Origin of the sequence: Shewanella sp. BJSY2023SW001 (assembly GCF_047314685.1) — a bacterium.
GTDB classification, from domain to species: domain Bacteria; phylum Pseudomonadota; class Gammaproteobacteria; order Enterobacterales; family Shewanellaceae; genus Shewanella; species Shewanella indica.
Genome location: NZ_JBKORF010000082.1, coordinates 186,047 through 212,471, shown reverse-complemented (window position 1 = coordinate 212,471; position 26,425 = coordinate 186,047). Strand labels below are relative to the sequence as shown.

Genomic DNA, 26,425 nt, shown 5'->3' with positions numbered 1-26,425 from the left:
TCTCTAAGCCTCAGACTAAGCAGTTGGCAAAATGCACAACGAACACTGAGACTAACACTTCCCCCATTAACCGCAGCAGTTCACCAAAGGTCTCTTTTACTCCGGTAACCCGGCGTGCTCCAGAGAACAAAAACGCTGTCGAATAAAACTATTCTTACGTAGGGCTTTAAAGAGACAAAAATCCGATGACTCTTGTCATCGGATAATATTTATTTCGATAATATTGACGGCATTACAGCTTTCCTTTTCAACAAGGAGCCACTGCGGGTTTTATACCCGGAACAACAACAAACTTGTCTCGCTGTGCCGACAAAACTCAGGCGGCGATTCGTTGTTTCAGTTCTAACCAAGCGTTATCCACCAGACGATAGTCGGCATCTTCAAGCTCTTTAGCTGCCAGTTTCAGGCATTGTTGCATCCGCTCATTCAAGGCATCCAGCCCTTGCTCTGACTCGTTTTCCAGCTCGGCCAGCACCACGGCAAAATGCCCCTGCAGGTAACCGCTGGCAAACAGGGCATCATCGTCACCGCCGGCCACTATCTCGCCAATCCACTGCTCCAATGCCTGTTCGTACTTCTCTAACATGCTCTACTCCGCTAAGTCTGGGTTGGCCACCTGATACATCACGTAATCCCGGTAACCTGTCACAATTCGATAATAGCCACTAAGTTCGCTATCCAATTTCTGGTCGCCACTATCCACGATAAGCGGCCTGCCTTCAAGTGCTTTTAGTTTGCTTTTGGTGGCAAGAATGATGATATTTTCCTTGCCAATGCGCCGGATAAGCTCGGGCGACAACTGCTGATTGCCACGGCCAAGAATATGTCCTTGGCCACCTATCAGGGTAATGACCAACTTAACCTTTTGATTTTCAGTGGCGCTCAATAACTGCGCCGCATTAAGATCCGAGGCCAGCAGGGTCTTGTTCTGCACCAGATCCACCCCGAGCAGAGTGTTATCGAGCCCCAGCTCCTCCATCACGGCCGCCACTGTACTGCCGGAGCCCATGATATAGAGCTCATCTTCCATATCGCCGACCACCTCGGCGGCAATATCCGCCAGCACCAGTTCATCTACCTCGCGGCCACCCATCTTCACCGCCTGGATATATCGCGGCTCGGCAGGTACTGTCATTTCACCATAACGCCGCGCCCTTACCGTGCCTTGGCGGAAGGCCTCTTCATCTATGTCCATCACATCGGCGCTCATCAGACTCACCAGGGCACCTTCCAGCAGCTGCTTCAATACCAGCCCGGATGCGTGGGGAGTAATGCCGTAAACACCCGAATGAATTTTGACCCCGGCCGGTACACCGAGTACGGGGAAGTGCTCACCGACAACGCCGTAAATATCCCTTGCCGTGCCATCGCCGCCGGCAAACAGTAGCAAGTCCAGCTCCTGCGCCATCAAGGCCTTGGCGGCAGCCTGGGTATCACTGCGACTGGTATCCGTTGCCGCCTGGTAACACACCTCGGTGCGAAAACCCAGCTTTTGCGCCAAGTCGGCGCCCATGTTCCCCGAGGCGGTATAGATTTGCAGGCGCTCGGCAAAAGGTGTTATCACAGCCAAGGCCTGTTCCATTCGCAGACCGGCCTTGGGGGTGGCACCCAGGCTCAGCGCCTCTTTTGCCACACCGTCACTGCCCTTGAGGGCCACACTGCCTCCAAGCCCGGCCAGCGGATTAATGATAAGGCCCAGTCGAAACATTTTACTCATAACTCTCTCCGGCAAATGATGCTCTGCTCTTGTAAGAAATCATCAGGCGTCAATGGGGTCACTCTGTGATTGACGCCTGGAGTCGCTACCCGGAATAGCCAGCACGGCCAACATGGACAGCAAGGCGCACGCGGCGGCAAACACCCAACACCAGAAAGCGCCGCTGCCATCGCCCCAAATCAGGCCACAGATCCAGGTACCCAAAGCGCCGCCGACGCCAAAGCTCAAACTGGCATAAAGTGCCTGGCCCTTGCTGCGGTGACTGATATCAAAATTACGGTGCACAAACTGGATGGATGCCGCATGGGTCAAACCAAAGGTAAAGGCATGCAGCAGTTGGCTGAGCCCCAAAAGCAACATGCTTTCGGCGCCAAAAGCCACCAGCAGCCAACGCAGCGCCGTCATGCCTATGCTCACCAGCAGCAGCGTCTTGACCCCATAGCGACCGAGTAACCTGGGCGCTATCATAAACATGAAGATTTCCGCCACAGCCCCTAGCGCCACAAAAATACCGGCGCTGGCCTCTGTGTAACCCACCTGTTTGAGATAAAGCACGAAAAAGCCGTAGAAAGGCCCGGCGCTGGCTTGTAGCAACATGGCAGACAGTAAAAACCACAGCAGCGGCCGCCCGAGTTTAAGTGCCGGCTTATCCTGCCCGGCCCCCGCCGAGGCGCGATTCGAAGGCAAAGGTAAGGCACAGCCCAGTAACCCAAGAAACAGACTCAGCCCCACATAGAGCAGCACCTCGGGGCCAAACTCCTTGATGGCCCAGCCAGTACCCACCACCAGCACGATATAGCCGACACTGCCGAAACTTCGAATGAGGCCATACTTGTTGGCTTCAGTACCCAGGGTTTCCAGGGTGATCACCTCAAGTTGCGCCAGAATCGCATTCCAGAAAAAGGTATAAAGGGCCAGACTCAGCGCCAGATAGAGAAAGCCGCCATGATAAAAGAAACTCAGATAGGTCAAGGCGGCGGCAAAGGCGCCGAGCTTGATAAGCTCAGAGCGCATGCCGGTGCGATCCGCCACCAGCGCCCAGACATTGGGCGCGACTATGCGGGTTGCCATGAGTATGGCCAGCAGGAAGCCTATTTCGGCGGCATCGAAACCGCGGTTGTCAAAAAATACCCCCAGATAGGGCACCATGACACCGAGTATGCCAAAGAAAAAGAAATAGCAGGCAGAAAGCCAGGCGAGCTGTCCCCCTGCGGGAAACAGTCCGCGCATTTATCGCATTCCAAGTACAGGTGTAAGGCTGCTGACATCCTGGTTTTGGGCCCGATGACGCAGCAAGTGATCCATCAAGATTATCGCCAACATGGCTTCGGCAATGGGCACGGCGCGGATCCCGACACAGGGGTCGTGCCGCCCCTTGGTCACCACTTCGGCCTCTGTGCCCTGCACTGTCATGCTCTTGCCTGGCACGCTGATACTGGACGTGGGTTTCAGCGCCATATGGGCCACTATCGGTTGCCCGGAAGAGATACCCCCGAGCACACCGCCGGCATGGTTGCTGTCAAACCCGGCAGGCGACATCAGATCTCTGTGCTCTGAGCCCTTTTGGTTAACAACGGCAAAGCCATCGCCGATTTCAACGCCCTTGACCGCATTAATCCCCATCAGTGCATGGGCAATATCGGCATCGAGCCGGTCAAATACCGGTTCGCCTAGGCCGACCGGCACATTGGTGGCCACCACACTGACCTTGGCACCGATGGAATCACCGGATTTTTTCAGCTCGCGCATATAGTCATCCAACGCTTCCAACTTGGAGGCATCGGGGAAGAAAAAGGGGTTCTGTTCCACCTGCGTCATATCCAGAGTGTCGGCGCAGATAGGCCCAAGCTGGGAGAGATAACCCTGGATCTCAATGCCGTGTACTGCCTTGAGGTATTTCTTCGCCACGGCCCCTGCCGCCACCCGCATGGCAGTTTCACGCGCCGAGGAGCGGCCACCGCCGCGATAATCGCGCAGGCCATATTTTTGTTGATAGGTATAGTCGGCATGTCCGGGACGGAACAGATCTTTGATATTAGAGTAGTCCTGACTGCGCTGATCGGTATTTTCAATCAACAGGCCGATGGAGGTGCCTGTGGTCTTGCCCTCAAACACGCCGGAGAGAATACGCACCTGATCCGGCTCTCGCCTGGCGGTAGTGTAACGGGAAGTCCCCGGACGGCGACGGTCGAGATCCTGCTGCATATCGGCTTCAGTCAGCTCAAGCCCTGGCGGGCAGCCATCGATAATGCAGCCCAGTGCAAGCCCATGGCTTTCACCAAAAGTGGTGACGACAAAGTTCTGACCTATGCTGTTTCCCGACATCCGCTTAATTTCCCCCTAGAGATAAAGTGACCGGCCGTAGAGGTTCGGCCATCCGAACCTCGGCTTTACAGGCCCATTGGCTAATGGGCCGCTTTATTATTCACTGTCTTTATAGATGGCGAACAGTGATTGATTTTCAACTAACTGATCTTTTGTCAGCACAAACACCCCATCGCCGCCATGTTCAAAGCTGACCCAGGTGAAAGGTACATCGGGGAAAAGCTCAATCAGATGCACCATGGAGTTGCCCACTTCCACCACCAGAATACCCTCATCTGTGAGGTAGTCGGCGGCGTTGGCCAGAATGCGCTTGGTGATATCCAGGCCGTCTCGACCGGACGCCAAACCAATTTCCGGCTCATGGCGATACTCATCCGGCATATCGGCAATATCTTCGGCATCGACATAAGGTGGGTTGGACACAATCAGATCGTACTGCGGCGCTCGTGGCACTGCGCTGAAAAGGTTGGACTGCATGGGAAACACCCTGTCCATCACACCGAGCGACTCAACGTTTATCTGTGCCACTTCCAGTGCATCCTCGCTGATATCCAGCGCATCGACCTCGGCTTCTTCAAACTGATAGGCACAGGCGATGGCGATACAGCCACTGCCGGTGCAAAGGTCGAGGATCCGTCTTACCGGCTTGTTGTACAGCCAGGGACCGAATCCGTTTTGGATCATCTCGGCAATCGGTGAACGCGGTACCAGAACCCTTTCGTCCACATAGAAGTCCAGCCCGGCAAAACGGGCGGTGTTGGTCAGATAAGGCACGGGTAAACGCTCGCGTACCCGGCGAATGATAAGCTCAACTATTTTGTGTTTTTCGCTGCTGGTGAGATTGGCGTGGATCACCTGCTGACCAATGTCATCGGGCAGATGCAGGGCGTGAAATACCAGGGAAACCGCTTCGTCCCACGCGTTATCTGTACCATGACCATAATAAACATTGGCGTCATTGAAACGGCTGACGGCCCAGCGCAACATGTCGCCTACCGTCCGCAATTCGGTGACGGCTTCATCCACAAAGATCTTATCCAAAATCTGACTCCGGCTTTATTCTTATTCCGCCCCCATTGTAACTGAAGTCTGTTCAGAAGAAACAGGATTCAATAAAATAGCCTAATGAACGAAGAAAACGACAAAGAAGGCCTGGCGGAATTTCAGGCACTGGTATCCGGGATCACCCCGCTCGACCAGGATAAGCGCCATTTCCGCCCGCCGAGTAAAACCAAGAAGCAACTGGCTGAAAAAGAAGTTCAGATCCAGGCGGACAGTTATTTTTCAGACGTTTACCAGCCATTATTGCCAGTTAACGGCCCTATGCGTTGGTGTCGGGACGATGTAGACGCCATGGAAGTCAAACGTCTGCGTAGAGGCGATTATGTGCCTGACTTTCTTTTGGATCTGCATGGTTACCGCCAAACCGAAGCCAAGCTGGAACTGGCGGCCTTGATCCAGGCCTGTATCCGTGAACACAGCCCTTGCTGTAGTGTCATGCACGGCTACGGCACCGGCATTCTCAAACAACAGTTGCCCATGTGGCTGGCGCAGCACCCCAAGGTCAAAGCCTTTCATCAGGCCCCCAAAGAATGGGGCGGCGATGCGGCGCTGCTGATACTGATAGATATTGGCGAACATCCCCACCGACGCTAACCGCAGTTGAGCTGCCCCTTTACAGACTTAGCACTATAAATGCAAAGAACCCGGTCATGGCCGGGTTGCTTGTTTTGCTGATACTTTACCCAAGAGTCACCTTTTTAATCAGTTAAGGCGCTTGAGTTTAGGTTAATCGCCGCCCTGAAGGCTGCTTTAATCTGGAACCACTAGGCGATATTGTGCGGTCCTTGTTGCCACATCACACTTGCCTGCTGCCCATGCACATCGATAAGTGCCACTGACGAAGTTGCAAATAACGGCGGCTCAATACCGGCCACCAATTCACTGACCATATAACCCAATAATGGCATGTGGCCTATCACCAACACCTTGTCTGCCTTAAATTGTTCGGCGTAAGCCTTAACCAGGCTGGCAGCCATTTCCGGGTCGGCCGATGGCACCAATTCATCCAATACCATCCATTTACGCGGTTCAGGAAAATGCTTTCCCAGCTCCTGCCAGGTCTGCTGTGCTCTGAGATAAGGACTCACCAGCACCAGATCAAAGGCAGAAACTGAATCATTCAGCCAGTTGCTCATCTGTATCGTATGGAGGCGTCCGGCATCAGTCAGTATTCGCTCCCGATCCGAGGGTGCGTCGAAACTGGCCTCACCATGGCGCATTAGAAAAAGCTGCATACATCACTCACTACAGAAAAAAGTTCTTATGGTTCTTTGTCAATTGTAGCCCTTTATAGCGCGGCAACAAACCGCACAGCTCTCAATCTTTAGTCGAAAAATCCAAGAGATATTTGCCAAAAAAGCATAAGGCTATCAATATATAACAATCTGTCTATACGGGAGTTATCCCTTGAGCACTTGCCAGTCTGTCATTTCCAGCCCCAATGACCACCGCAGCTATCGTCATCTGACTCTGACCAACGGCCTGCGGGTATTGCTGGTGCAAGATATGCATTCTGCCCAGGCCGCCGCATCCATGGCGGTTAATGTCGGCCACTTCGATGATCCCCAATCCCGCCCCGGAATGGCGCATTTTCTTGAACACATGTTGTTCCTGGGGACAGCCAAGTTTCCCGAGGCCGGAGGCTATCACAGTTTTATCAACCAACATGGTGGCAGCAATAATGCCTGGACGGGTACTGAGCACACCAACTTCTTCTTTGCCATAGATCCCTTGGTATTTGCCGAGGCGCTGGACAGATTCAGCCAGTTCTTTATTGCGCCGCTGTTCAATCAGGAATTGGTTGAAAGAGAAAGACACGCCATAGAATCTGAGTTCAGTCTCAAGCAGAAAGACGATATCCGCCGTATCTATCAGGTATTGAAAGAGACGGTTAATCCGGGGCACCCTTTTTGCAAATTTTCCGTCGGGAATCTACAAACGCTGGGCGGAGACGAGCAACAGCTCAGGGAAGAACTGCTTGCCTTCTACAACAGCCATTACAGCGCCAACCTGATGACCCTGTGTCTGGTGGCTCCGATGGCAATTGATGAGCTGGAGCAGTATGCCAGACGCTATTTCTCGTCAATAAAAAATCATGACCTGCAAAAATCCTATCCCGAAGTGCCACTGTTCTCCTGTGAGCAACTGCAAAAGCAGATCCACATAGTGCCGCTTAAAGAGCAAAAGCGCCTGACCCTGAGCTTTGCCCTGCCCGCTATCGATCGCTTCTATCGCAGTAAACCACTGACCTTTATCAGTCACCTACTAGGAAGCGAGAGCCACGGCAGCCTGTTTTCCAAACTCAAGGACGCCGGCCTTATCAACGGACTATCTGCCGGTGGTGGCATCAACGGCTACAACTTCAAGGAATACAGCATCAGTATTCAGCTGACCGACAAAGGTTTGAACCAAACCGACAGGGTGGTTGCAGCCTGCTTCGGTTATATCAAACTCATTGCCGATAAGGGATTGGAAGATTGGCGCTATCAGGAAAGAGCCAATCTACTCAAACTGGCATTTCGCTACCAGGAACAGATAAAAGCACTGGATCTGGCCAGTCACCTAAGCATCAATATGCAGCACTATCAGGTTGAAGATACCGTCTATGGCGACTATCGCATGGATGGCCTGGATGTCGCTGAAGCCAGGGCACTGATGAGCCTGATGACTCCGGATAATATGCGCCTGCAACTGGTGGCCCAGGATCTGGATACCGAACAACAGGCGGCCTGGTATCACACCCCGTATCAAATTAAGCCCATAGAAGACGCCAGGCTGGCACTGTGGCGCAGCGCCGAGGCTGAAACCGGAATGGAGCTGCCAAAACCCAATCCTTTCATCGTTGAAGACGCCATAGCCCGAAGTGAACCCAGTCGGCATCCTGAGCCGGTGATTGTCGCCGAAGGCGCCGGTTATCGTATCTGGCACAAGAAAGATGATGAATTCAATGTCCCCAAGGGGCATCTGTATCTGTCTCTCGATTCGGATCAGGCCAGCCCCACTCCAAGACATGCCGCCTTGACCCGGCTGTATGTGGAGATGCTGCTCGATCATCTGACCGAACACACCTACCAGGCGGAAGTGGCTGGCCTCAGCTACAACATCTACCCCCATCAAGGCGGGCTGACCCTACATTTAACCGGTTTTACCGGCAATCAGGAAACCCTGCTGTCGCTGCTGATAAATAAGGCCCGGGAGCGCAGTTTTACCCAAGAGAGATTCAACCTTATCAAACGCCAGTTGCTACGCAGTTGGTATAACCATGCCCAGGCGAAACCCATCTCCCAGCTGTTCACAAGCTTGACGGTAACCCTGCAAAAACGCAGTTATGAACCACTGCGGATGGCAGAGTTATTGGAAGATATCACCCTGGACGATCTGCACGACCATGTGAGCGCCTTTTATGAAAAAATCTATCTGGAAGGCCTGGTCTATGGTGACTGGCTGGAGCAAGAAGCCCAGTCTCTGGGAAAACGACTCAGCCATATTCTGTCACTGGTTTCCAAGCCCAGCCGTGAATCGGCAAGGGAGTTGGTCAACCTTCAGGGGAAAGGAACCGTACTCAGGGAGCTGAACATAGCTCACCCGGACAGCGCCATCATAGTCTATTACCAATCCGTGTTTGCCACTCCGGAGAAAATGGCGTTGTTCAGCCTTTTGAATCACACCATGTCATCGACTTTCTTCCACGAGCTGCGAACCCAAAGACAGCTCGGTTATATGGTGGGCACTGGTTATCTGCCGCTGAACCGCCACCCGGGAATGATCTTCTATGTACAGTCACCGACCGCCGGGCCACTGCAGTTACTGCAAGCCATAGATGAGTTTATCGCCGACTTTAACTACGCCGTGATGCAGATAACCAATGAGCAGTGGGAAAGCACCAAGCAGGGACTGATCAACCAAGTCATGGAACATGACGCCAACCTCAAGACCCGCAGCCAACGTTATTGGGTCAGCATAGGCAATAAGGATTACCACTTTAATCAGCGTGAACTGGTGGTGGCACAAATCAAGCGCCAAACCCGGGCCGGGCTGATTAAGTTTATGATGGATAAAATGCGTACCAAACACAGTGACCGTCTGGTGCTGTTCAGCACAGGAGAGCAACACAGGCACCTGGAACGCCTACAAGCCGGTTCCTTGATCACTGATTTACGTGCCTTCAAACAGCAGGCTGAGCAGTTTAACCTTTAATCTCTGGGCTGCACTTGCTTAAACGGGGATTTTTTCATCCCCAATCGGTATCGCAGATTATCCCAAGAGTAAGTAAATCAGCAGCTGGAAACAAAAGGTATTATATTCAATATCAGCACAGCGTGCTTTTTAGCTGTCATTACAGTTCAATCTACCAACAGTAACATTGAACAAATTTGAGGTAAGCTTATGTGATAGAAAGGTTTAATTTTGACAATCAGGTAACTTTCTGAAAGAGTTATCACTCACGATACTGGCATCACTCATTATAAAATTTACTAAATTTATGCCTAATTTCCTGCACGGCCTCACACTCTCCTTTTCACTGGTGCTTGCCGTTTTATTCTCTTTGGTATCGCCGCCTCCGGCCTCAGCTATTCCAATCCAGTTGAAATCCGATGTGTACAGCGTTCCTGAAGGACTATCGCAAAGCACAGTTACGTCAGTCGCTGAAGATCCGGATGGCTACATCTGGGTCGGTACAGTAAATGGGTTAAATAGGTTTGATGGAAAGTCCTTCAAACAGTTTTTTTCCAACGATGGCTCTGGATTAAACAGCTCATTCATCCGCTCTTTGATCTATTCAAAAAAATACCAAGCACTCATTGTCGGAACAGATTCTGGACTCTCAAAGTACAGCCCTGAAACTGAAAGGTTTGTTGATGTAAATGTCTCAGAACCAGTACTAAGCATAGATGAAAATGAAGAAAAACTCTTTATCACTACACCAAAAAACACCTATACTTTCAATGATATATCAGAAAAACCTATCCATAAGAACGCAACATCTGTAAAAAATATTAAATCCGGTATCTTAATAAATAATAGTGAGTATCTGCTCACCTACTCGGGTGAGTTATTACATAACAATAAAACTATCAGCCTAAATATTGAAAACATTGAAAAAATTTCTGATTCCCTGTATGCAGCCAAAAAAGATGAAGTCATTGAGTTTATTGATGGGAATAGAGTAAACTCCATTCCTGGGACATACGACTCTTTAGGGGGTGACAGTGAGCACCTTTACTATACCTATGGAAATAGCATCTTCAAGCTGAACAAAGATAATTCAAGTTCTTATATTGGAAGAATATCATCAAAAAAGTACTCTCTTAAAAGCCCATATATAAAAAAGGTTAAAAATGGAATCCTACTTTCAAATATAAACGAAGGATTCATTTATTTGAAGAGTAGTAAAAACTTGCTAAAGAAGCTTGATATAACTAACAAGCCAACTTGGTCATTAAGCTTAGATAATAGCGATAACATAGTTATTGCAGACCAAAGTGATAAAATAAGAATTCTAAACGGCGACCTTGTTAAAAGTGAAAGTTTTGATAGTAAACTCACTGGTCCAAAGTCAGTGTTGAGTGACAATAACAGATTCTTAATTGGAAATAGTGAAGGGTTATTCCAACTATCTAAAGATACTATGTCCATTAAAAAGTTAATGGCTACTCCTGTATCCGTTGTAAAAAGAATAAAAGATCAGTTTTTAATTGGCACAGTAGGTGGTCAGATAATATCTTTAGATGCGAAAAATCTAACCGAGATCGAAAGTTTTACTGTAGACAGTCAATTCCCAGTTTTTGATATAGCCATTTATAACAATGACTTGTACATTGCAACACAAGGTGGTCTGTATAAAAAAGACACCAGTGGCATCCATAACATTTACTCTCATGATATGGTTTTCTGCTTATCGGCAAACAAGAATAGCGTTTATTTTGGAACACCTAAAAACATACTTAGATATGATGGAAAAAATACTTCATTATTTTACTCTAACAATAAGTCTATATTCTCGATAGTTGCAACAGATGAATTAATTGCCGCATCATCAATAAAAGAAGTTATAGTATTTAAAGACAACCATGAATTTGTAATCAACTCGAGTTATGGCGCCCAACTGGAATATAACTCTCAAAGTGGCGCCTTAATTAACGACAAGTTACTATTCGGGGGTAACTCAGGTGCAAGCATACTAGACATTAGCGAATTATCTGAATACATCAACTCACAAGAAAGAATCATTCCAACCATTGACTCTTTACTAATATTCAACATAGAAGAAAATATTGGCGACGGTGTGCTGAATAAATCTATTCAACATACAGAGAAAGTCGTATTAAAGCATTCAGACTACCCCTTCACTCTAAAATTCAGTGCACCCAGCAGCGATATAGATAATATCGAATTCATGTATAGCATGGAGGGACTTTCTGATGACTGGATTTCATCGAAAGGAACAAACTCAGCAACCTACACCAACTTATCTCCTGGTACATATAGCTTTCATGTTTATGCGATTAATCCTTTGACTAAGCAGCAAGGCATCACCAGAACACTGCAAATTGAAATAACCCCGCCTTGGTGGCTCTCCAACATTGCCAAGGCGCTCTATGTTTTGATAATGCTGCTAATACTGACGGTTATCACCAAAGCCGTGCTGCGCAAGAGAGAGATCCAGCGCCAAATAGCCTTGAGTGAGGAGAGGCTAAAGCTCTCCCTCTGGGGTAGCGGTGATGAGATGTGGGACTGGGATATAGAAACTGGTCAGATATACCGCTCCAATATCTGGGGCTCCCTCGAGTTTCCCCGCGACGGCCAGCGTTCCGGCCATCATGGTGAAGAGAGCAATATTCACCCTCAAGATAGAGAGCGGGTAAGAGAAGCACTCAACAAACACTTTTACGGTGAAACAGATCATTTTGAAGCAACCTACAGGGTTAAAAGCAAAAATGGTGAATGGCTGTGGATCCTCGACAGAGCCAAAATTGTTGAGCGGGATGAGCATGACAATGCCCTGCGTATGACGGGAACCATCAAAAACATCAACAGTTTCAAGACAGCAGAAGAGCAGCTACGCCTATTCGAGCGAGCGATAGAGAATATCTCGGAAGGCATGTTTATTCTGGATGCCGATTTCCATTATGTTGAGGTTAACGAAGCCTGCTGTGAACTCACCCAACACAGCCGCAACCAGTTGCTCGGCACAACGCTGCAATTCAGCCGTTATCCTGACAATTACAATCAACAAATAAAGCAGTTATTGCAACAATACGGTCGCTGGAGCAACGATATAGAAGCCATTAAGGGCGACGGTTCAGAGTTCCTGATGGAGCTCACCATAGATGCGATTTACGATGAGCAAGGGATCCTGACCCATTATGTTGGGGTGTTTTCCGATATCTCCCGTCGTAAACAGCAGGAAGAAGAGCTGCGTAAGCTCACCAACAATGATCTCCTGACCGGTCTTCCCAACCGCTCCAACTTGCAAGTCACCCTAGGCAACCTGGTGAAGAAAGATCATCACCACACCCTGATGGTGCTTGACCTGGATAATTTCAAAAAAATCAATGATTCACTTGGTCACCAGATAGGTGATGAGCTTTTGATCCTGGTAGCACAGAGGCTGCAGCAATCTATACCCGGACACACCAATCTTTATCGCCTAGGTGGGGATGAATTTGCCATTCTGGTGGACAAGAATCCGGACATAGGTTCCAGTGCAGTGATAGCCAGCCGGGTCATAGACGCCTTCGGTCAAGCCTTTGAACTGGTAGGCGAACAGCTGGTTGTCGGCGTTAGTATAGGCATAGTGCTTTATCCCGAAGACGAGCAAAATGAGCAGGCACTGCTGAGAAAGGCCGATATTGCCATGTACCATGCCAAGTCTGCCGGAGGTAACCGCTATCAGTTCTACTCTGAATCCTTGAACCGCAATGCAATTAGGCAGTTGGAGGTAGAGAATCTCATCCGCGAAGGCCTGAAAGACGATCTGTTTGAAGTCTATTACCAGCCCAAAATAAATCTGCGTAGCGGTTTAGTGTCGGGTATGGAGGCCTTGGTCCGCTTGAATCATCCTCAGCATGGATTAATCCCACCCAATGATTTTATTCCGCTGGCAGAGGAAAATGGTCTAATTATTGAAATAGGCGACCTTGTTATGCGCAAGGCCTGCTTTGCCGCCCAGCAGTGGCGTGAACAGGGATTGTTTGATGGCCGTGTGGCTGTCAATTTGTCGTCGCGACAATTCGCCCTACCCGATCTGCAGCAAAGAATCGCGTCAATTTTACGTCTGACCCGCCTACCTGCTGCTAATCTGGAACTGGAAATCACTGAAGGGACAGTTATCAAACATCCTGAAAAAGCCATCAAAGTCATGCAACAACTGGCAAAAATGGGAGTCTGTCTGGCACTTGATGACTTTGGCACCGGCTATTCGTCCCTGTCGTATCTGAAGCGATTCCCCATTCACAGCTTGAAAATAGATAAAGCCTTTGTTGACGATATCGATAAATCGGACAGAGATTTAAAGATGGTCGACTCCATCATCACCATAGCCCACAATATGGGGCTTTCCGTTGTGGGCGAAGGCGTAGAAGAACCCTCACAACTCAGTATTTTGAAAGCATTAAATTGTGAGGAAATACAAGGATTTATTTATAGCAAGGCGGTTTCTGAGGCTGAATTTTCTGAATATCTGAAACAAAATATGCCTGAATTATCAAGCAAAAAGAACACAGTTTAGCAACCAAGCTCGAACAGCATAAAAACCAAAAAACCATCAAAGCAAAACCAATTTAAAGTTAAGACAACATTTCTGGCATGACTCCTGCTTTATCTCTCTCAGCGTCAAGAAGTTAACCGCTGACTGTTACCACTACCCTGAGAGAGATAAGATAATGATTAAATTTATAGTTGCTACCGCCGCCGTTGTTACCAGTTCACTGGCTTTTGCCGCAGTTCCCCATATCAAGGTGTTGAATACTCAAATAGCTGCAGTACCTCACATTAAAGTGCTAAACACTCAAGTCGCCGCTGTGCCACACATCAAAGTGTTGGATACTCAAATCGCTGCTGTACCACACATCAAAGTGCTGGATACTCAAATAGCCGCAGTGCCACACATCAAAGTGCTGGATACTCAAATAGCCGCAGTGCCACACATCAAGGTGCTGGATACTCAAATCGCTGCTGTGCCACACATCAAAGTGTTGGACACCCAGGTCGCTGCTGTACCACACATCAAGGTGCTGGATACTCAAATTGCTGCAGTACCACACATCAAAGTGCTGGATACTCAAATAGCCGCAGTGCCACACATCAAGGTGCTGGAGACTCAAATCGCTGCAGTACCACACATCAAGGTGCTGGAGACTCAAGTTGCAGCAGTGCCACATATCAAAGTCGTTAACTCTGTTGAGAACATTGCGTAAGGGGTTCCAATATGATCATATCAATCAAAAAGTTATTGGGTCTGACCAAACCAGAGCGTAAAAGAGTGAAACTGCCGGAGGGTCTGTGTCACCTGGAAGTGGTGCCAGCCAGAGGCTGGTGGAACTAATGGAACAGCGAAAAAATAAGGGAGCATTTATGCTCCCTTTTGCTGTGATTTGGAATCAATAGACAACTCTAGAAAGCATGCTTGCTATCGCCGGGTCGAGTGGTTTTGCGGTGCGCCAATTGCCTATGTGCATTAAATAACAACATGGCTGCGGGTCCCAAAAACAACCCAGCAGCCACCCAACGTTTAACCCCCATTCCTGCCTTGAAGGCTGAATGTCCCAGAGTGTAAGCGGAGACGCCCATAGTCCCCGCCAAAGCCATCGCGCCTGCCAGTATCAGTGTCAATTCGCCTCACCTCACTTGTTGCAGCGCATCCCTTCACTGTCCAAAAGAAAGTCGGAATACTACCCCAGCAACGCTCAAAATAACAGCAAAAGGTCAGTAATTCGCCACCCGAGGCAGGCAAAAAAATGGTTCGACAAAATTGCCTGACAACCTACCCCCTGGCGCTACTCCAGCCTTAACAGCTCACCACAGGACTTTTGCAGCAGACTGCGACAACGCCACAAGCCAAGTAGTGCCACCAACAAGGCGCCACTGAGGGGAGCCAACAGCCACCATTGCCAGTGAGGACTGACTCTGAGTTCAAACACCTGAGTTTTCAAAAGCCAGAGCGCAAACTCCGCCACTGTGACCGCCAGAATGCCCGCCACGGCACCTAGCAGTGCAAACTCCAACGCCGTGGCAAGCTTAAGCAAGCTTCCCGGCGCGCCAAAGGTGCGTAGAACCGCCAGTTCTCGTTGGCGACTGGCCATGCCGGCTTCGGTCTGCGCTATCATCACCAGGGCACTGGCCAATACCACCAGCACCAACACCAGCGTCAGCGCCAAAGATACCTGGGCGACTATCTCTTTGAGCTGAGCCACCATGGCCCCCACATCTATGATGGAGACAGTGGGGAAATTACGGATAATCTCAAGCACAACGGCCTTTTGACCATCATCCAGATGAAAACTGGCCATTGAGGTATAAGCAAAGGGCGCCAAGGCTTCCTGACTGAAAATCATAAAGAAGTTGGGTTGCAAAGTTTCCCACTGCACAGAACGAATACTGGCCACCTTGACAGTCAGCGTTTGGTTATCGATAACAAAACTCAGGCTGTCTCCGACAGTAATACCCAAACGCTCGGCCACCCCGGACTCCACTGACACCTCATCGGTTTGCCGATTAAAATGGCCGTCAAGGATCTCATTGTTGGGCGGCAAGGTATTTCGCCAGGTGAGATTCAGCTCCCTTGAAATCCCAAGGCGCCCTCTCTGCCCCTGTTCCTGCTCTTCGGCAGTGATCACCTCCTCACCATTGATGGCGCTGAGCCGACCGCGGATAACAGGATAGATATCTGTGGCAGCAATCTGGCGCTGAGCCATAAAGTCCGCCAGCGGCTCTACTTCGTCCGGGGCTATGTTAACCAGAAAATAGTTCGGCGCATCCTCAGGCAACTGCTTCTGCCATTCGCTGAGCAAGTCCTGACGCAACGCCATTATGGTCAGCAATAACACCAAGGCGCTGGAAAAGCCCACCAGTTGTACAGCGTTTTGTCTGGCGCGGCGCCGAAGGCCCGCCAGTGCCAGCGACAAGGGGTTGGTCGTGCGCATACCAACACTCTGCCCCAGGCGGATTAACAAAAAACCCATCAGGCTGAGCAGCACCCCGAGCAACACCACACTGGCCACCACGGTCAGAGTTAAAGGCAAAGAGCGCGAGTAAAGCCAGCCGAGCAATCCCATAGCCGCCAAACTCAGCAGCAGATGCAACCACATACCCAGACGTATTCCTTCAAGCTGGCGTTGCAACACCCTGAGCGGCGGAATAGCCAGCAGTCGCATCAGCGGATAGGCACTGAACATAAAGGCGCTGATAAACCCTGTAGCCAGCCCCAAGAGAAGCGGTCTGAGCATAGGCGGAGAATAGGCGGCAATTTCCGCAGGCAAGGCTCGGCTGATGAGATAATCCAGCACCAGACCACCGAAGATCCCCAAGATCACTCCAAGAAAGGTCACCAGCAGCAAGTGCAGACCGAACAATAAACGGATTTGTCTTGCACTGGCGCCAAAGGTTTTCAGCATGGCAACCACATCATAGTGACGCTGACAATAACGCTGGGCAGCAATCCCTATAGCGGCGCAGGCAAGGGCTATCCCCAGCAAGCTCGCCAGCAGCAAGAACCGCTCTGCCCGCTGCACCGCCCCGGCAATCGGCGAATCGCCGGATTGTACATCCACCCAACGTTGGCTACTGGTCAGCAGTGGCTTGGCATATTCTTCAAAACGGCTCAGCGCCTGGCTGTCCCCGACAAACTGATAAAGATATGTCACCCGGCTGCCGGGCTGAATGACCCCGGTTGCCGCCACATCATCAAGGCGCATCAACACCAGGGGGGAAGAAGCAAATGGATTGAAACCGGCATCGGGCAGCCTGTCTATCTCCTTGGCCAACGCCATCTGGGCGTTACCCAGCTCAACACTCTTGGGATACCCCAGCAATCCCCCAAGACGCATTTCAAACCACAATTCACCAGGCTGCGGCAAGGCACTGGTTTCCCCTTGACGCAAGACAATTTTGCCCTTGAGCGGATAGGCACTATCAACTGCCCTGACAGTGACCAACTGAAAGGCATCACCGCTGTAAACCATAGAGTTAAACTGCAAACTATGCGATTGCTTCAGCCCTAACGCGTTGGCCTGCTGCAGTATGCCTGCATCTATGGGGACGGGTGAATTAATGATTCGGTCGGCGGCGATAAACTTGGCCGCCTGGCCGTTGATAGCGAGCTGCAATCTGTCACTGACCCGGGCCAGACCGGTCACAGACAACACCGCCAGGGTCAAGGCCAGCACTATCAATACCAACTGCCCTTGCTTGAGTTCGCGGCGAAACAGGCGCCATGCCAGCGTCCATTCCATCAGCGCCCCTCCTCTGCCGTTACCGATGCCGCCAGAACCTGGCTTTCTGTCTTGGCCTCATGCAAACCGGCCTCTTCCGGCAGGGTTTGCTGCCCCTGTTCATACAATCGCCCTTCGTGCATCTCCAACTGGCGCTCACAACGACTGGCCAGTTGCATATCATGGGTCACCAAAATCAAGGTGGTCGAACTCTCGCGATTGAGCTCAAACAGCATGTCGGCAACCCTGTCGGCGTTGTGTTTGTCCAGGTTGCCCGTGGGTTCATCGGCAAACAGCACCTTGGGTTCGCTGATAAAGGCTCTGGCGATAGCAACCCGCTGCTGTTCACCGCCGGAAAGCTGTTTCGGGTAATGATTGAGCCTGTGCCCAAGACCAACTCGCTCCAGCATGGCTTTGGCCCGCTCTCTGGCATCCCTGATACCCGCAAGTTCAGCCGGCAGCATGACGTTTTCCAGGGCATTGAGGGTATCAACCAACATAAAAGACTGAAAAATAAAGCTGACTTTCTGCTTACGCAGCGCAGCCTTCTGCTCTTCATTCAGCCCGGCCAAGGCACTGCCATCGAGCCAAATCTCACCGGACGAGGGGGTATCCAATGCAGCCAGTAGGCCCAGTAGGGTTGATTTGCCTGAACCTGATGGCCCAAGAATGGCCACACTCTGGCCCGGCTTGACATCCAAATTGATGCCACTCAGGATAGTCAGGTCACCTTCCTGGGTAGTGACAGTTTTTACGAGATGGGAAACCTTAATGGCACTGTTCTTCAAAATTACTTCCTTATGCTTGCGTCCGCTGGCATTGATACCATTCATATTCTTGTTCTCTGCGCAGCCCGTCAAGGCCGCTGATATACTGATCCTGGGTGACAGCCTAGGAGCCAGTTACGGCATGGCCGAGAAACAGGGCTGGGTCGAAGGGCTAAGACAAGCCCTGCCCGAGCATAACATTGTTAATGCCTCTGTCAGCGGCGAAACCACGGCCGGAGGCCTCAGAAGATTGCCTCAGTTGCTGGAGTCGGTAAAACCCTCGCTGCTGTTGGTGGAGCTAGGCGGCAATGATGGTCTGAGAGGCTTTTTGCCAACGGAGCTAAAAAACAATCTTACAAAAATCATTGCGTTGGCCCAGCAATCCGGCGCCAAAGTGCTGCTTTCCGAAGTCATGGTGCCGCCAAACTACGGCCCCAGATATGCCAACGCCTTCAGCGCCGTTTACAGTGAGCTGGCCAAGCAGCCCAACGTCACCCTGATGCCCTTCTTTATGACAGAGATAGCGCCCTTTCCCGAATTGATGCAGGCCGATGGGCTGCACCCGAACGAAAAGGCCCAGCCCAAGATCACCGCCTTTGTGCTGCCCTGGGTTGAATCGGCAATCGAATCTATCAAAGCCCCCACCACAGACGCATCTGCGCCGGCAACAGGCGGATAAGGCAATCACCGGACATAATAGCAGCCGGACATAATAGCCGCAGGACGACATCGTTAAAAACGACTAAAGGCTGCACCTGAATACCCTCACCTTGTGCCCCATCAGTTCACTTTCTTCCTGCGGCAGCATCCCTAACTTAAGGGCTATCGCTTCCGAACCCAGGTTGCCATCCATGATCAGGGCTATCAACTCATCCACGGCGCAAATCGCTTTTATTTTTGGCAATGCATGGCTGGCGGCTTCATAACCCAGCCCCAGGCCCCAGTATTCAGGCAGATATCTGTATCCCAACTCAACCTTGCCGAACTCCGGCAGAAACTTAGGACCGCAAAACCTATCACCTTGCCGTCGGCCTTATGCTCAACCGCCCAGCGACCATAGCCATACTTGCGGTAGTCGGCAAAAATAACCTTTTCAAGCACCTGACTGGCCTCTTCAACATCCTTCAACGGCTCGCCGGGGATATATCTCAGGACATCGGAAGTACTGTTCATGGCGAACAAGGCCTGCTGATCACCATCACGGAACTGTCTCAAAATTAATCTGGGGCTTTCGATAATCAAGATTAATGACTCCTTGTGGTTCAGCTTGTTGCCTTAAGGTTGGCTAAATTTTATTAATGTTTAATAAATCATAACCATAGATTACACTAGGGCGGGCGCGATAAGTCTATAGCCGATCGGATTGAAAGTTGTTTTGTCGCAAAGAGAGTGCTGTGCAACCCGGCTAGTATGCCCATACCAGCGTGATAACATGAAACAAGGAAAGCATATGTCCCTGCAAAAAGTCTATATTCCCCTGGCCACCCGTACCAGCCAGTACATCATGGCTGAAATACTGATGACAGATGCGCTGCTCAGTCACTATGCCAGTTACGAAAACTGCTACCGCGAGATCAGCAAGTTAGTATTCCAGTTGGCAGAAAAGGAAGATCTGCACAACATTCATGTGATCGCCAATGACAAACTGCCTGTGGTGCGTTTTCACACCGAGGCCTACTGCTTCCAAACTGCCGAACAGATCCTGTTCTTTTACAACCCAGCCTACCATGAAGCCCAGAATCTTTTCTTCCAGCCGGACTACAAGGCCCGCAAGTTAAGACTGCTGTTTTTGGCTACCGGTAAGGAGATTCGCGCCAACGCTGCCAACTTCCACAACCGGGTCAACGCCGTATTGAATGGGGTGTTGGACAACCTGCCGGAGCAGGAGTTAAAGGTCAAAGTCCGCGATCACCAGCACATGGCCTACGATCTCTTCGCCCGTGCCAAGGGTGAGAAAAAGACCTATGGCTACAAACTAAGAGATATCTATCAGCGCTACAAGTCGCGCAGGTGCAAACTGCCGGAAGATCACAGCTCACTGGCCTATGTCACCGTCAGCCTGCCGTTGAGCCGCCGCCTGAAACAGAGCGTACTGGAAGAGGAGCATACCGAAGACTTCAGCCCGCTGTACCAGTTCCTTGAGGACAAGTTCCGCAGCGCGGCGGCAGGCAAGCAATTACACCGCACCGCCATGGTAGCCAATGGCTTGATGCCTTTGGTTCGCAACAGTAAGTTCGAGAAGGTGGAAAGCACTGCCGAAGCCCAGATGATAGGCTTTGATCCTGCGGCAACCGACACCCAGTTTGTCAGCCATTGGGATGGAGGTAACTTGGTGGAATCGGTGCACTTTTTGCTGGTCGCCGGTAAAGAGGATTACACAGAGCCAGGTTATGGCCGCTATATGAACCAGGTGGAAGCAGCTTTGAAAGACTTTGCCGAAGCCATAGGTTTGGATCCGGAGCGCCATGAACTGGTGCTGAGATTCCATCAGCACATCAGTTACAAGCGTTAAGACTCAAAAAAGCCGGGCTAGCCTGTACAATACCGCTCAGCCCGGCTTTTTACTTTGTTATTATGAGTGTGCTATGAATGAGTCCCCAGGGCTCGGCTATTTCCGCCCTGTGGCCACATTGATTCTGGCAACATCCACCAAATCGCTCACCTGATACTTGTCGAACAGATCCAACAAAGCATCGCTGCCCTGCTCCAGTTTCAACATCATCTCTTCTTCATAAAGCGGCACCAGGCTATAAAAATTGATGCACTTGTCCTGGTCAATCTCCAAGGTGTGGAATGCATTATCAAGTAGCAGTGACGGCAGAACTATCATGCCATTTTGACGGGTATTTTCGGCAAAGGGTTCGGCAGGATCACCATTGGGTATTGTGTGTCCCCAGCCCAGCCAGCTGTCGTATTTATGCGGAAAGCGCGCCAAAAACTTAAGCTGCCTTATAGGCCAGTACCACTTTTCATCGCTGAAGGCTTCCTGACTTATCTGCCAATGCGCTGGCAAAGTGATCATCAGCTCCATAAACCTGGGGATATCCGCCCCTTCGGGGGTACTCATAGGCAAGTCACTCATGCCGGAAGTCACCAGAGTATGGAAAGGTCGCTCGTCTGTCGGTGCCACATAATGCACATCAATATGCACAGTATCCGAGATAACTTCATGAAAGACCCAGGTGACTTCACCAATATGGCGCTCAATATGTTCGCTTATCTGGACGATACACTCTTCACCCATAGGTGACTGCCATTCCTTTTCACCATCCGTGTATCTGAAAATGGGATCACCGGAAAGGCTGTATTCTTGTTCATCCTTACTCATGCCAACTCCTTTTGATTCTGACGCTTGAGGTTTTATCACTGCCTGCGAACGAAATCCAGAATAAATGATGAAAAACAAATGGTTGTTAAAATAGTGTTTATATATGGCGATAATGCCTCAATCTGTTATCTGCTGCTACTTGCATTATTTGACGCTAATTTGGCCGGATTTCACATTGTCAGTCGGGAAATGAATCGGGATCTTGTTAACGGAATAGTAACAATTATCAGGAGAGATTATGTTCAACAAGAAAAACCCCCTGACTTTGGCGTTGCTGGCAGCCGGGTTAACCCTGGGACTCATTGCCTGCTCGGATGACGACAATACATCTCAAACCACTGAACCACAGGTCGTGACGCCACCGCCGCTAACCAGCCCCTTCCCCGAAGGCGCCATCATGGTTGAAGCCGGAGACAATCTGACAACCCGAATTCAGGAAGCTCTGATCAACGCCCAGAGTGGCGCTGTGATCGTGTTGCCAAAGGGCCGATTTGAGATAGATGCCACCTTGTTGTTTGACGGCGATGTCGACGGTGACGGCAGCTATGCCCGCAATGTCACTGTCATGGGCTATGGCCGCGATGAAACCATTCTCGACTTTGCCAACGCCAACGCCGGTGACGGTATTTTTGTGCAAAACGCCCTCAATATCACCATCAAGGATCTGTCGGTCTATGAAGCCAAAAACAACGGCATCAAGCTGAAAAATACCAATGGCATCATACTGCGCAATGTCTCCGCCGTGTGGGAAGGTGAGCTGGATCAAGGCAATGGCGCCTACGGCCTTTACCCGGTGGAATGCGAGAATATTTTGATTGAAGACAGCTATGTCCGCGGCAGCGCCGATGCCGGTATCTATGTGGGTCAGTCTGAGTACATAGTCGTCAGACGCAATGTCGCCAAGGAAAACGTCGCCGGTATCGAAGTGGAAAACTCGCGCTTTGCCGATGTCTATAACAATGAGGCCATGGGCAATACCGGTGGTATTCTGGTGTTCGACCTTCCCATAGGCAACCACAAGTACGGCTCCAGCGTACGGGTATTCAACAACAAGGTTTATGACAACAATACCCACAACTTCGCCAACGCCTCTGCCAACCCGGCCGGAGTGCATATTGTTCCTCCCGGCACCGGGGTGATCATACTGTCCACCAACGATGTGGAAGTGTTCAACAACCAGATCAGCAACCACGATACCCTGGCGGTCACTGTCTCCAGCTTCTTCATCGCCGAGCCGGATGTCTCCGCCTTTGCCGCCAGCTATGCCCTGCCGGGTCAGGCCATTGAAGATGGCTGGCGCGCCACACCACGCAACATCTATATCCATGACAACCAGATAAGCGGTTTTGCCACCAAGCCCAACGGTTATCTTATCGAGGATATCATCAAGGCCTACATCTACAGCCATGGCCGCTTCCCGGGGATCCTCTACGATGGCCTGGGTGAACTGCTCGCCAATAATGGTACCGGCGCCTATCTCGGCTTTGGTGAACTCCCCTTCAACCCTGACGGCAGTGAAAATGTCTGTGCCAGCAACAATGGAGATGTCAGCGTTGGCAGGCTCTACGGCAACAGCAATACCGATGTCAGCATTCCCGATGTCATGTATGAAGCCAAGCAGCAGCAACTGTTGCAATGCTCTTTGGTCAGCCTACCTGTGCATACCGTCACTTTCGGCGAACAGATCTTCGGCTGCGGCGTGGATGATGATACTGAAGGTTGTGATGGCGGCGTGCTGGTCGGCGGTGGCGGTACTATAGGAGAAGGTGAAGGCGGCCTTGAAGGCGATGGCGACCAGTCGCTGTGCAGCGCTCAAGGCTCTGGTGTGAACTGGGATGCTCTGACAGGTGCCAATTGCAGCAGCCTGGCAAAGTACCGCCTGTTTGCCGACGCCTCTATGCCGGCGGCCATGTCAAACAGTGGCGGGATCCCTTACAAACTCAACACACCGCTGTTTACCGACTATGCCAGTAAGTATCGCTATGTGTTTGTGCCGGAAGGGAAACAAGCCAACTACAGCAGCAATGAGGCCTTTGACTTCCCGGTAGGCACAGTACTGGTGAAAACATTTGCCCTGCCCGCCGATACCGCAACCAGAGGCATGGACAATGAAACTCTGATTGAAACCCGGTTGTTGATCCACAGGGAGTCGGGCTGGACCGCCCTGCCCTATGTCTGGAATGCCGAGCAAACAGATGCCTCTTTGGCCAAGGCCGGTGCCATTCAAGGCAAGAGCGTGGTGCACAAGGGGCAAACCCTGAACTTTGACTATGTTGTCCCGTCAATGAATCAGTGCAAGCAGTGTCATCAGTTCAAGGCCGACAGCGCCAGCCAGGCGGTGTTTATGCCGATTGGTCCCAAGGCCCGCCATCTGAACCGTGACTACCCCTACCAGGATGGCAGCGCCAACCAACTGCTTCATTGGCAAAGCGCAGGTATTCTGAGCGGCCTGCCACCCCTTACCAGCGTCGATAAGGTACCAGCCTATGTGGATAGTGATGAAGCCACTTTGACTCAGCTAAGTGACAGCGAGTTGATGCAAACGGCCAAGGGCTACCTGGATATCAACTGCGCCCACTGCCACAGACCCGAAGGCAATGCCTCCAATACCGGGCTGAAACTGGAATATCAGCGCAGCTATGATGAAGACAACGGCTTCAGCCACGGCACCTGTAAATCGCCTGTCGCCTATGGCGGCGGCACCCTGGGCTACGATGTGGTACCGGGTAATCCGGCCGAGTCCATCATGCATTTCCGGATGCAGAGCAATGAACCGGGCGACAGAATGCCCGAAATTGGCCGTAGCCTCAGCCACGATGAAGGAGTTGCGCTGATAAGCGAATGGATCAAACGCTTGCCTGCGGCCAGCTGTTCAAAATAAAGCTGAAGCCAAGCTGGCGTATAAAAAGTAAATCATAGATTAATTCGTATCCAGAAATGAAAACGGTTGAGAAGTTATTGGTTCGTTACCAAGTAACAAATACTAAGACTCCAGCCGTTTTTCTGTCTAATCTTTGTTCAAGCTTTGAAGTCATAGTCATAAATATGAATACTGCCCTCAAGTTAGCGCACCTGATGCCTTGTCTCAAAATAGCTATGCTCGGCTTGATATTATTGCCAAGTACAGCAGGGGCCATTGGCAATGCCGCTCTCAGGCAAAATTGTCGGTCTAAGTATGGATAACCTGGCCTACAGCTTACTCAAAACAACCGCAAGCTAACTGATAAACAGACGTGATACGAGGCAATAACCTTACAAAAACATAACTAAAGCAATATGGTTTTAGGTTGACCAAGCAGAACCTTAGGCCAATGCTGACAGCAAATGACTAATGCCCTTGGTTGAGCTGTACCGAAAATCGATTAACAGGAGTGAGTAACAAAAACAAACTGCCGAAGCTAATGGGGGCATGGATAGCTGGATACCGCCTAATTTTTTTCGACGTCAGAGTAGCGTTTTGAAAATCAAAGTGGCGTTCGCCGCAGATCCGTAATGAACCAAAAAAATGAAGCCCCTTACGGGGCTTCATTTGGCTGACATCGCATTAAAGTGAAACGTTATGGATCCGCGCTTTCTCTTTTATGTATGACAGGTAGCTAGTGGCGCTACGTGCTGTCTTGGAATCTTTTGAGGCCAATTCAGCACGGCGGTAAGCCGACTTATAGTCTTTCAGGTTCAGGTAGGCCAGTGCCAGCTCAAACTGAGCTTCACCAGGGTTTTCGAGCCCGGCATCCAGCGCTTGCTTGAATACTGGAATCGCTTCCTTGAACTGCTGATCCAAAGCCAGCAAACGACCTTGTTTCAGGTACAACTTACCATCATTACCGACAGCAGCAGCTTGACCATAATAGGCCGCGGCCTTCTTCAGCTCCTTGGCGTTGTGGAAGAAACCGGCCAACATAGACAGGTTTTTCTCACTTTTTTCGATAAGCCCTTGTTTCATGTGCTTCTCGAAAATCACCGCACCACGATAAGCGGAACCTTTGGACGCCAACAGTTGCGACAAACGAGTGATGTTATCAGCAGTTTCCAGGAAACCGTTCTGATAGGCCAGATCGTATGTCACTGTAGCCTTGTCGAAGTCCTCGGTCAGCAGATAGAGCTGAGCCAACTGAACCCAAAGACGCTTATCATCCTGAAACAGGGGTACCATAGTTTCCAGAACACCAACCGCTTTCTTGTACTGCTTGAGGTTGAAGTAAGCCTGGAACTTAAGCTGGTACAGGTTCTTGTCGGGCGTTTCGGCCAATGACAAACCTTTGTCCGCTGTTTTCAGCACGTTTGGATAGTCTTTCAGTTCTGTATAAGCAATACCGATACGGCGGTAGACCACAGGATCTTGCTTACAGGAGAAGTCCATCCACTTGTTGTAGTAGGTGATAGCTTCTTTAAACTTCTTCTCCTGCAGCAGCAGATCCGCATACAACTTAAGAGTTGCACTGTGGTCGGTTCCACCGAGGATATCGGCTTCTACTGCCTGCTTAAGGTACTTGATGGAAGTGCCCATCTGACCTTTTTCAGCGTAGAAGTTACCCAGCATACGGGCAATATAGGCCTTGTCGAAGTCATTACGGGCGTTGGCTTCCAGCAATACTGCAATTGCTTCGTCCAGATTACCGTCCTGATAGGCTTCAAAGGATCTCTGCACCTTTTTGGCAGCAGTTTGACCCACCGCCTTCGCCTGACGCTGGTCGATAGGACACTTCTCAGCGGCCTGGGCGATTGGCGCCATCAGTACTGCACTGCCTGACAAAGTCAACAGCATGGCTGCAGCAAGCTTATTCACTTTTTGCAT

17 protein-coding genes and 1 pseudogene are annotated in these 26,425 nt (G+C 50.5%); 7 read left to right on the top strand and 11 right to left on the bottom strand.

What is annotated here, in order from left to right; all coding sequences use genetic code 11:
- Positions 1 to 316 precede the first annotated feature (316 nt).
- From ACMHXH_RS19595 to prmB, 5 genes are all read right to left on the bottom strand, one after another.
- The gene (locus ACMHXH_RS19595) at positions 317 to 586 is read right to left on the bottom strand and encodes a YfcL family protein (protein WP_039035615.1); all 270 of its coding nucleotides are present in this window, start codon (positions 584 to 586) and stop codon (positions 317 to 319) included.
- A gap of 3 nt (positions 587 to 589) precedes the next feature.
- Positions 590 to 1,717, bottom strand: coding sequence for an ATP-NAD kinase family protein (locus ACMHXH_RS19590; protein WP_071476167.1), 1,128 nt, complete (start codon positions 1,715 to 1,717; stop codon positions 590 to 592).
- A 42-nt stretch (positions 1,718 to 1,759) separates the two neighbouring features.
- Positions 1,760 to 2,947, bottom strand: a complete 1,188-nt coding sequence (locus tag ACMHXH_RS19585) for an MFS transporter (RefSeq protein ID WP_039035613.1) — start codon at positions 2,945 to 2,947, stop codon at positions 1,760 to 1,762.
- Positions 2,948 to 4,042, bottom strand: a complete 1,095-nt coding sequence (gene aroC / locus ACMHXH_RS19580) for a chorismate synthase (RefSeq protein ID WP_335912881.1) — start codon at positions 4,040 to 4,042, stop codon at positions 2,948 to 2,950.
- A 96-nt stretch (positions 4,043 to 4,138) separates the two neighbouring features.
- Complete coding sequence (prmB, locus tag ACMHXH_RS19575; protein ID WP_039035611.1) at positions 4,139 to 5,083, bottom strand: 50S ribosomal protein L3 N(5)-glutamine methyltransferase; 945 nt, start codon at positions 5,081 to 5,083, stop codon at positions 4,139 to 4,141.
- A gap of 84 nt (positions 5,084 to 5,167) precedes the next feature.
- On the opposite strand from prmB, the gene smrB reads away from it, so the two are divergent.
- Positions 5,168 to 5,698 (top strand): endonuclease SmrB, encoded by a 531-nt coding sequence (smrB, locus tag ACMHXH_RS19570; RefSeq protein ID WP_039035610.1) that lies wholly within the window; start codon positions 5,168 to 5,170, stop codon positions 5,696 to 5,698.
- Positions 5,699 to 5,868: 170 nt separating this feature from the next.
- Here the strand turns inward: smrB and sixA are convergent, their stop codons facing one another.
- On the bottom strand, positions 5,869 to 6,339 hold the full coding sequence (gene sixA, locus ACMHXH_RS19565) for a phosphohistidine phosphatase SixA (RefSeq protein ID WP_039035609.1): 471 nt from the start codon (positions 6,337 to 6,339) through the stop codon (positions 5,869 to 5,871).
- A 172-nt stretch (positions 6,340 to 6,511) separates the two neighbouring features.
- Here sixA and ACMHXH_RS19560 point away from each other — a divergent pair, with 172 nt between their 5' ends.
- The 3 genes from ACMHXH_RS19560 (at position 6,512) to ACMHXH_RS19550 (ending at position 14,523) form a co-directional block, all read left to right on the top strand.
- A complete protein-coding gene (locus ACMHXH_RS19560) occupies positions 6,512 to 9,301 on the top strand; it encodes an insulinase family protein (protein WP_215773032.1) in 2,790 nt (929 codons plus the stop codon).
- Positions 9,302 to 9,587: 286 nt separating this feature from the next.
- A complete protein-coding gene (locus ACMHXH_RS19555) occupies positions 9,588 to 13,835 on the top strand; it encodes an EAL domain-containing protein (protein ID WP_413738497.1) in 4,248 nt (1,415 codons plus the stop codon).
- A gap of 154 nt (positions 13,836 to 13,989) precedes the next feature.
- Positions 13,990 to 14,523, top strand: coding sequence for a hypothetical protein (locus ACMHXH_RS19550; RefSeq protein ID WP_413738495.1), 534 nt, complete (start codon positions 13,990 to 13,992; stop codon positions 14,521 to 14,523).
- A gap of 579 nt (positions 14,524 to 15,102) precedes the next feature.
- Here the strand turns inward: ACMHXH_RS19550 and ACMHXH_RS19545 are convergent.
- The gene (locus ACMHXH_RS19545; protein WP_335912829.1) at positions 15,103 to 17,556 is read right to left on the bottom strand and encodes an ABC transporter permease; all 2,454 of its coding nucleotides are present in this window, start codon (positions 17,554 to 17,556) and stop codon (positions 15,103 to 15,105) included.
- Positions 17,556 to 18,368 carry an ABC transporter ATP-binding protein gene (locus ACMHXH_RS19540; protein ID WP_082014356.1) on the bottom strand — a complete coding sequence of 271 codons (813 nt, stop codon included), beginning with the start codon at positions 18,366 to 18,368 and terminating at the stop codon, positions 17,556 to 17,558. Before ACMHXH_RS19540 ends, ACMHXH_RS19545 begins: the two co-directional genes overlap by 1 nt.
- On the opposite strand from ACMHXH_RS19540, the gene ACMHXH_RS19535 reads away from it, so the two are divergent.
- On the top strand, positions 18,307 to 18,981 hold the full coding sequence (locus ACMHXH_RS19535; RefSeq protein ID WP_052248247.1) for an arylesterase: 675 nt from the start codon (positions 18,307 to 18,309) through the stop codon (positions 18,979 to 18,981). The genes ACMHXH_RS19540 and ACMHXH_RS19535 overlap by 62 nt on opposite strands.
- Before the next feature lie 63 nt (positions 18,982 to 19,044).
- On the opposite strand, the pseudogene ACMHXH_RS19530 reads toward ACMHXH_RS19535, so the two are convergent.
- A pseudogene (locus ACMHXH_RS19530) lies at positions 19,045 to 19,475 on the bottom strand (GNAT family N-acetyltransferase).
- A gap of 277 nt (positions 19,476 to 19,752) precedes the next feature.
- Here ACMHXH_RS19530 and ACMHXH_RS19525 point away from each other — a divergent pair.
- Positions 19,753 to 20,814: a DUF3083 family protein gene (locus ACMHXH_RS19525; RefSeq protein WP_039035604.1), complete on the top strand. Its 1,062-nt coding sequence runs from the start codon at positions 19,753 to 19,755 to the stop codon at positions 20,812 to 20,814.
- 96 nt (positions 20,815 to 20,910) lie between these two features.
- Here the strand turns inward: ACMHXH_RS19525 and ACMHXH_RS19520 are convergent, their stop codons facing one another.
- On the bottom strand, positions 20,911 to 21,630 hold the full coding sequence (locus ACMHXH_RS19520) for a suppressor of fused domain protein (RefSeq protein ID WP_234501168.1): 720 nt from the start codon (positions 21,628 to 21,630) through the stop codon (positions 20,911 to 20,913).
- 238 nt (positions 21,631 to 21,868) lie between these two features.
- Here ACMHXH_RS19520 and ACMHXH_RS19515 point away from each other — a divergent pair, with 238 nt between their 5' ends.
- Positions 21,869 to 24,511, top strand: a complete 2,643-nt coding sequence (locus tag ACMHXH_RS19515) for an SO2930 family diheme c-type cytochrome (protein WP_335912831.1) — start codon at positions 21,869 to 21,871, stop codon at positions 24,509 to 24,511.
- A 663-nt stretch (positions 24,512 to 25,174) separates the two neighbouring features.
- Here the strand turns inward: ACMHXH_RS19515 and ACMHXH_RS19510 are convergent.
- Positions 25,175 to 26,425, bottom strand: a complete 1,251-nt coding sequence (locus ACMHXH_RS19510) for a tetratricopeptide repeat protein (RefSeq protein WP_039035601.1) — start codon at positions 26,423 to 26,425, stop codon at positions 25,175 to 25,177.

Excerpts from the sequence above, each read along its gene's own strand:
- aroC (WP_335912881.1), bottom strand. The coding sequence starts at position 4,042 with ATGTCGGGAAACAGCATAGGTCAGAACTTTGTCGTCACCACTTTTGGT.
- ACMHXH_RS19535 (WP_052248247.1), top strand. The coding sequence starts at position 18,307 with ATGGCACTGTTCTTCAAAATTACTTCCTTATGCTTGCGTCCGCTGGCA.
- ACMHXH_RS19540 (WP_082014356.1), bottom strand. The coding sequence starts at position 18,368 with ATGAATGGTATCAATGCCAGCGGACGCAAGCATAAGGAAGTAATTTTG.
- ACMHXH_RS19520 (WP_234501168.1), bottom strand. The coding sequence starts at position 21,630 with ATGAGTAAGGATGAACAAGAATACAGCCTTTCCGGTGATCCCATTTTC.
- smrB (WP_039035610.1), top strand. The coding sequence starts at position 5,168 with ATGAACGAAGAAAACGACAAAGAAGGCCTGGCGGAATTTCAGGCACTG.
- ACMHXH_RS19550 (WP_413738495.1), top strand. The coding sequence starts at position 13,990 with ATGATTAAATTTATAGTTGCTACCGCCGCCGTTGTTACCAGTTCACTG.
- ACMHXH_RS19545 (WP_335912829.1), bottom strand. The coding sequence starts at position 17,556 with ATGGAATGGACGCTGGCATGGCGCCTGTTTCGCCGCGAACTCAAGCAA.
- ACMHXH_RS19585 (WP_039035613.1), bottom strand. The coding sequence starts at position 2,947 with ATGCGCGGACTGTTTCCCGCAGGGGGACAGCTCGCCTGGCTTTCTGCC.
- ACMHXH_RS19590 (WP_071476167.1), bottom strand. The coding sequence starts at position 1,717 with ATGAGTAAAATGTTTCGACTGGGCCTTATCATTAATCCGCTGGCCGGG.
- ACMHXH_RS19510 (WP_039035601.1), bottom strand. The coding sequence starts at position 26,425 with ATGCAAAAAGTGAATAAGCTTGCTGCAGCCATGCTGTTGACTTTGTCA.
- ACMHXH_RS19555 (WP_413738497.1), top strand. The coding sequence starts at position 9,588 with ATGCCTAATTTCCTGCACGGCCTCACACTCTCCTTTTCACTGGTGCTT.
- ACMHXH_RS19525 (WP_039035604.1), top strand. The coding sequence starts at position 19,753 with ATGTCCCTGCAAAAAGTCTATATTCCCCTGGCCACCCGTACCAGCCAG.
- sixA (WP_039035609.1), bottom strand. The coding sequence starts at position 6,339 with ATGCAGCTTTTTCTAATGCGCCATGGTGAGGCCAGTTTCGACGCACCC.
- ACMHXH_RS19595 (WP_039035615.1), bottom strand. The coding sequence starts at position 586 with ATGTTAGAGAAGTACGAACAGGCATTGGAGCAGTGGATTGGCGAGATA.
- ACMHXH_RS19515 (WP_335912831.1), top strand. The coding sequence starts at position 21,869 with ATGTTCAACAAGAAAAACCCCCTGACTTTGGCGTTGCTGGCAGCCGGG.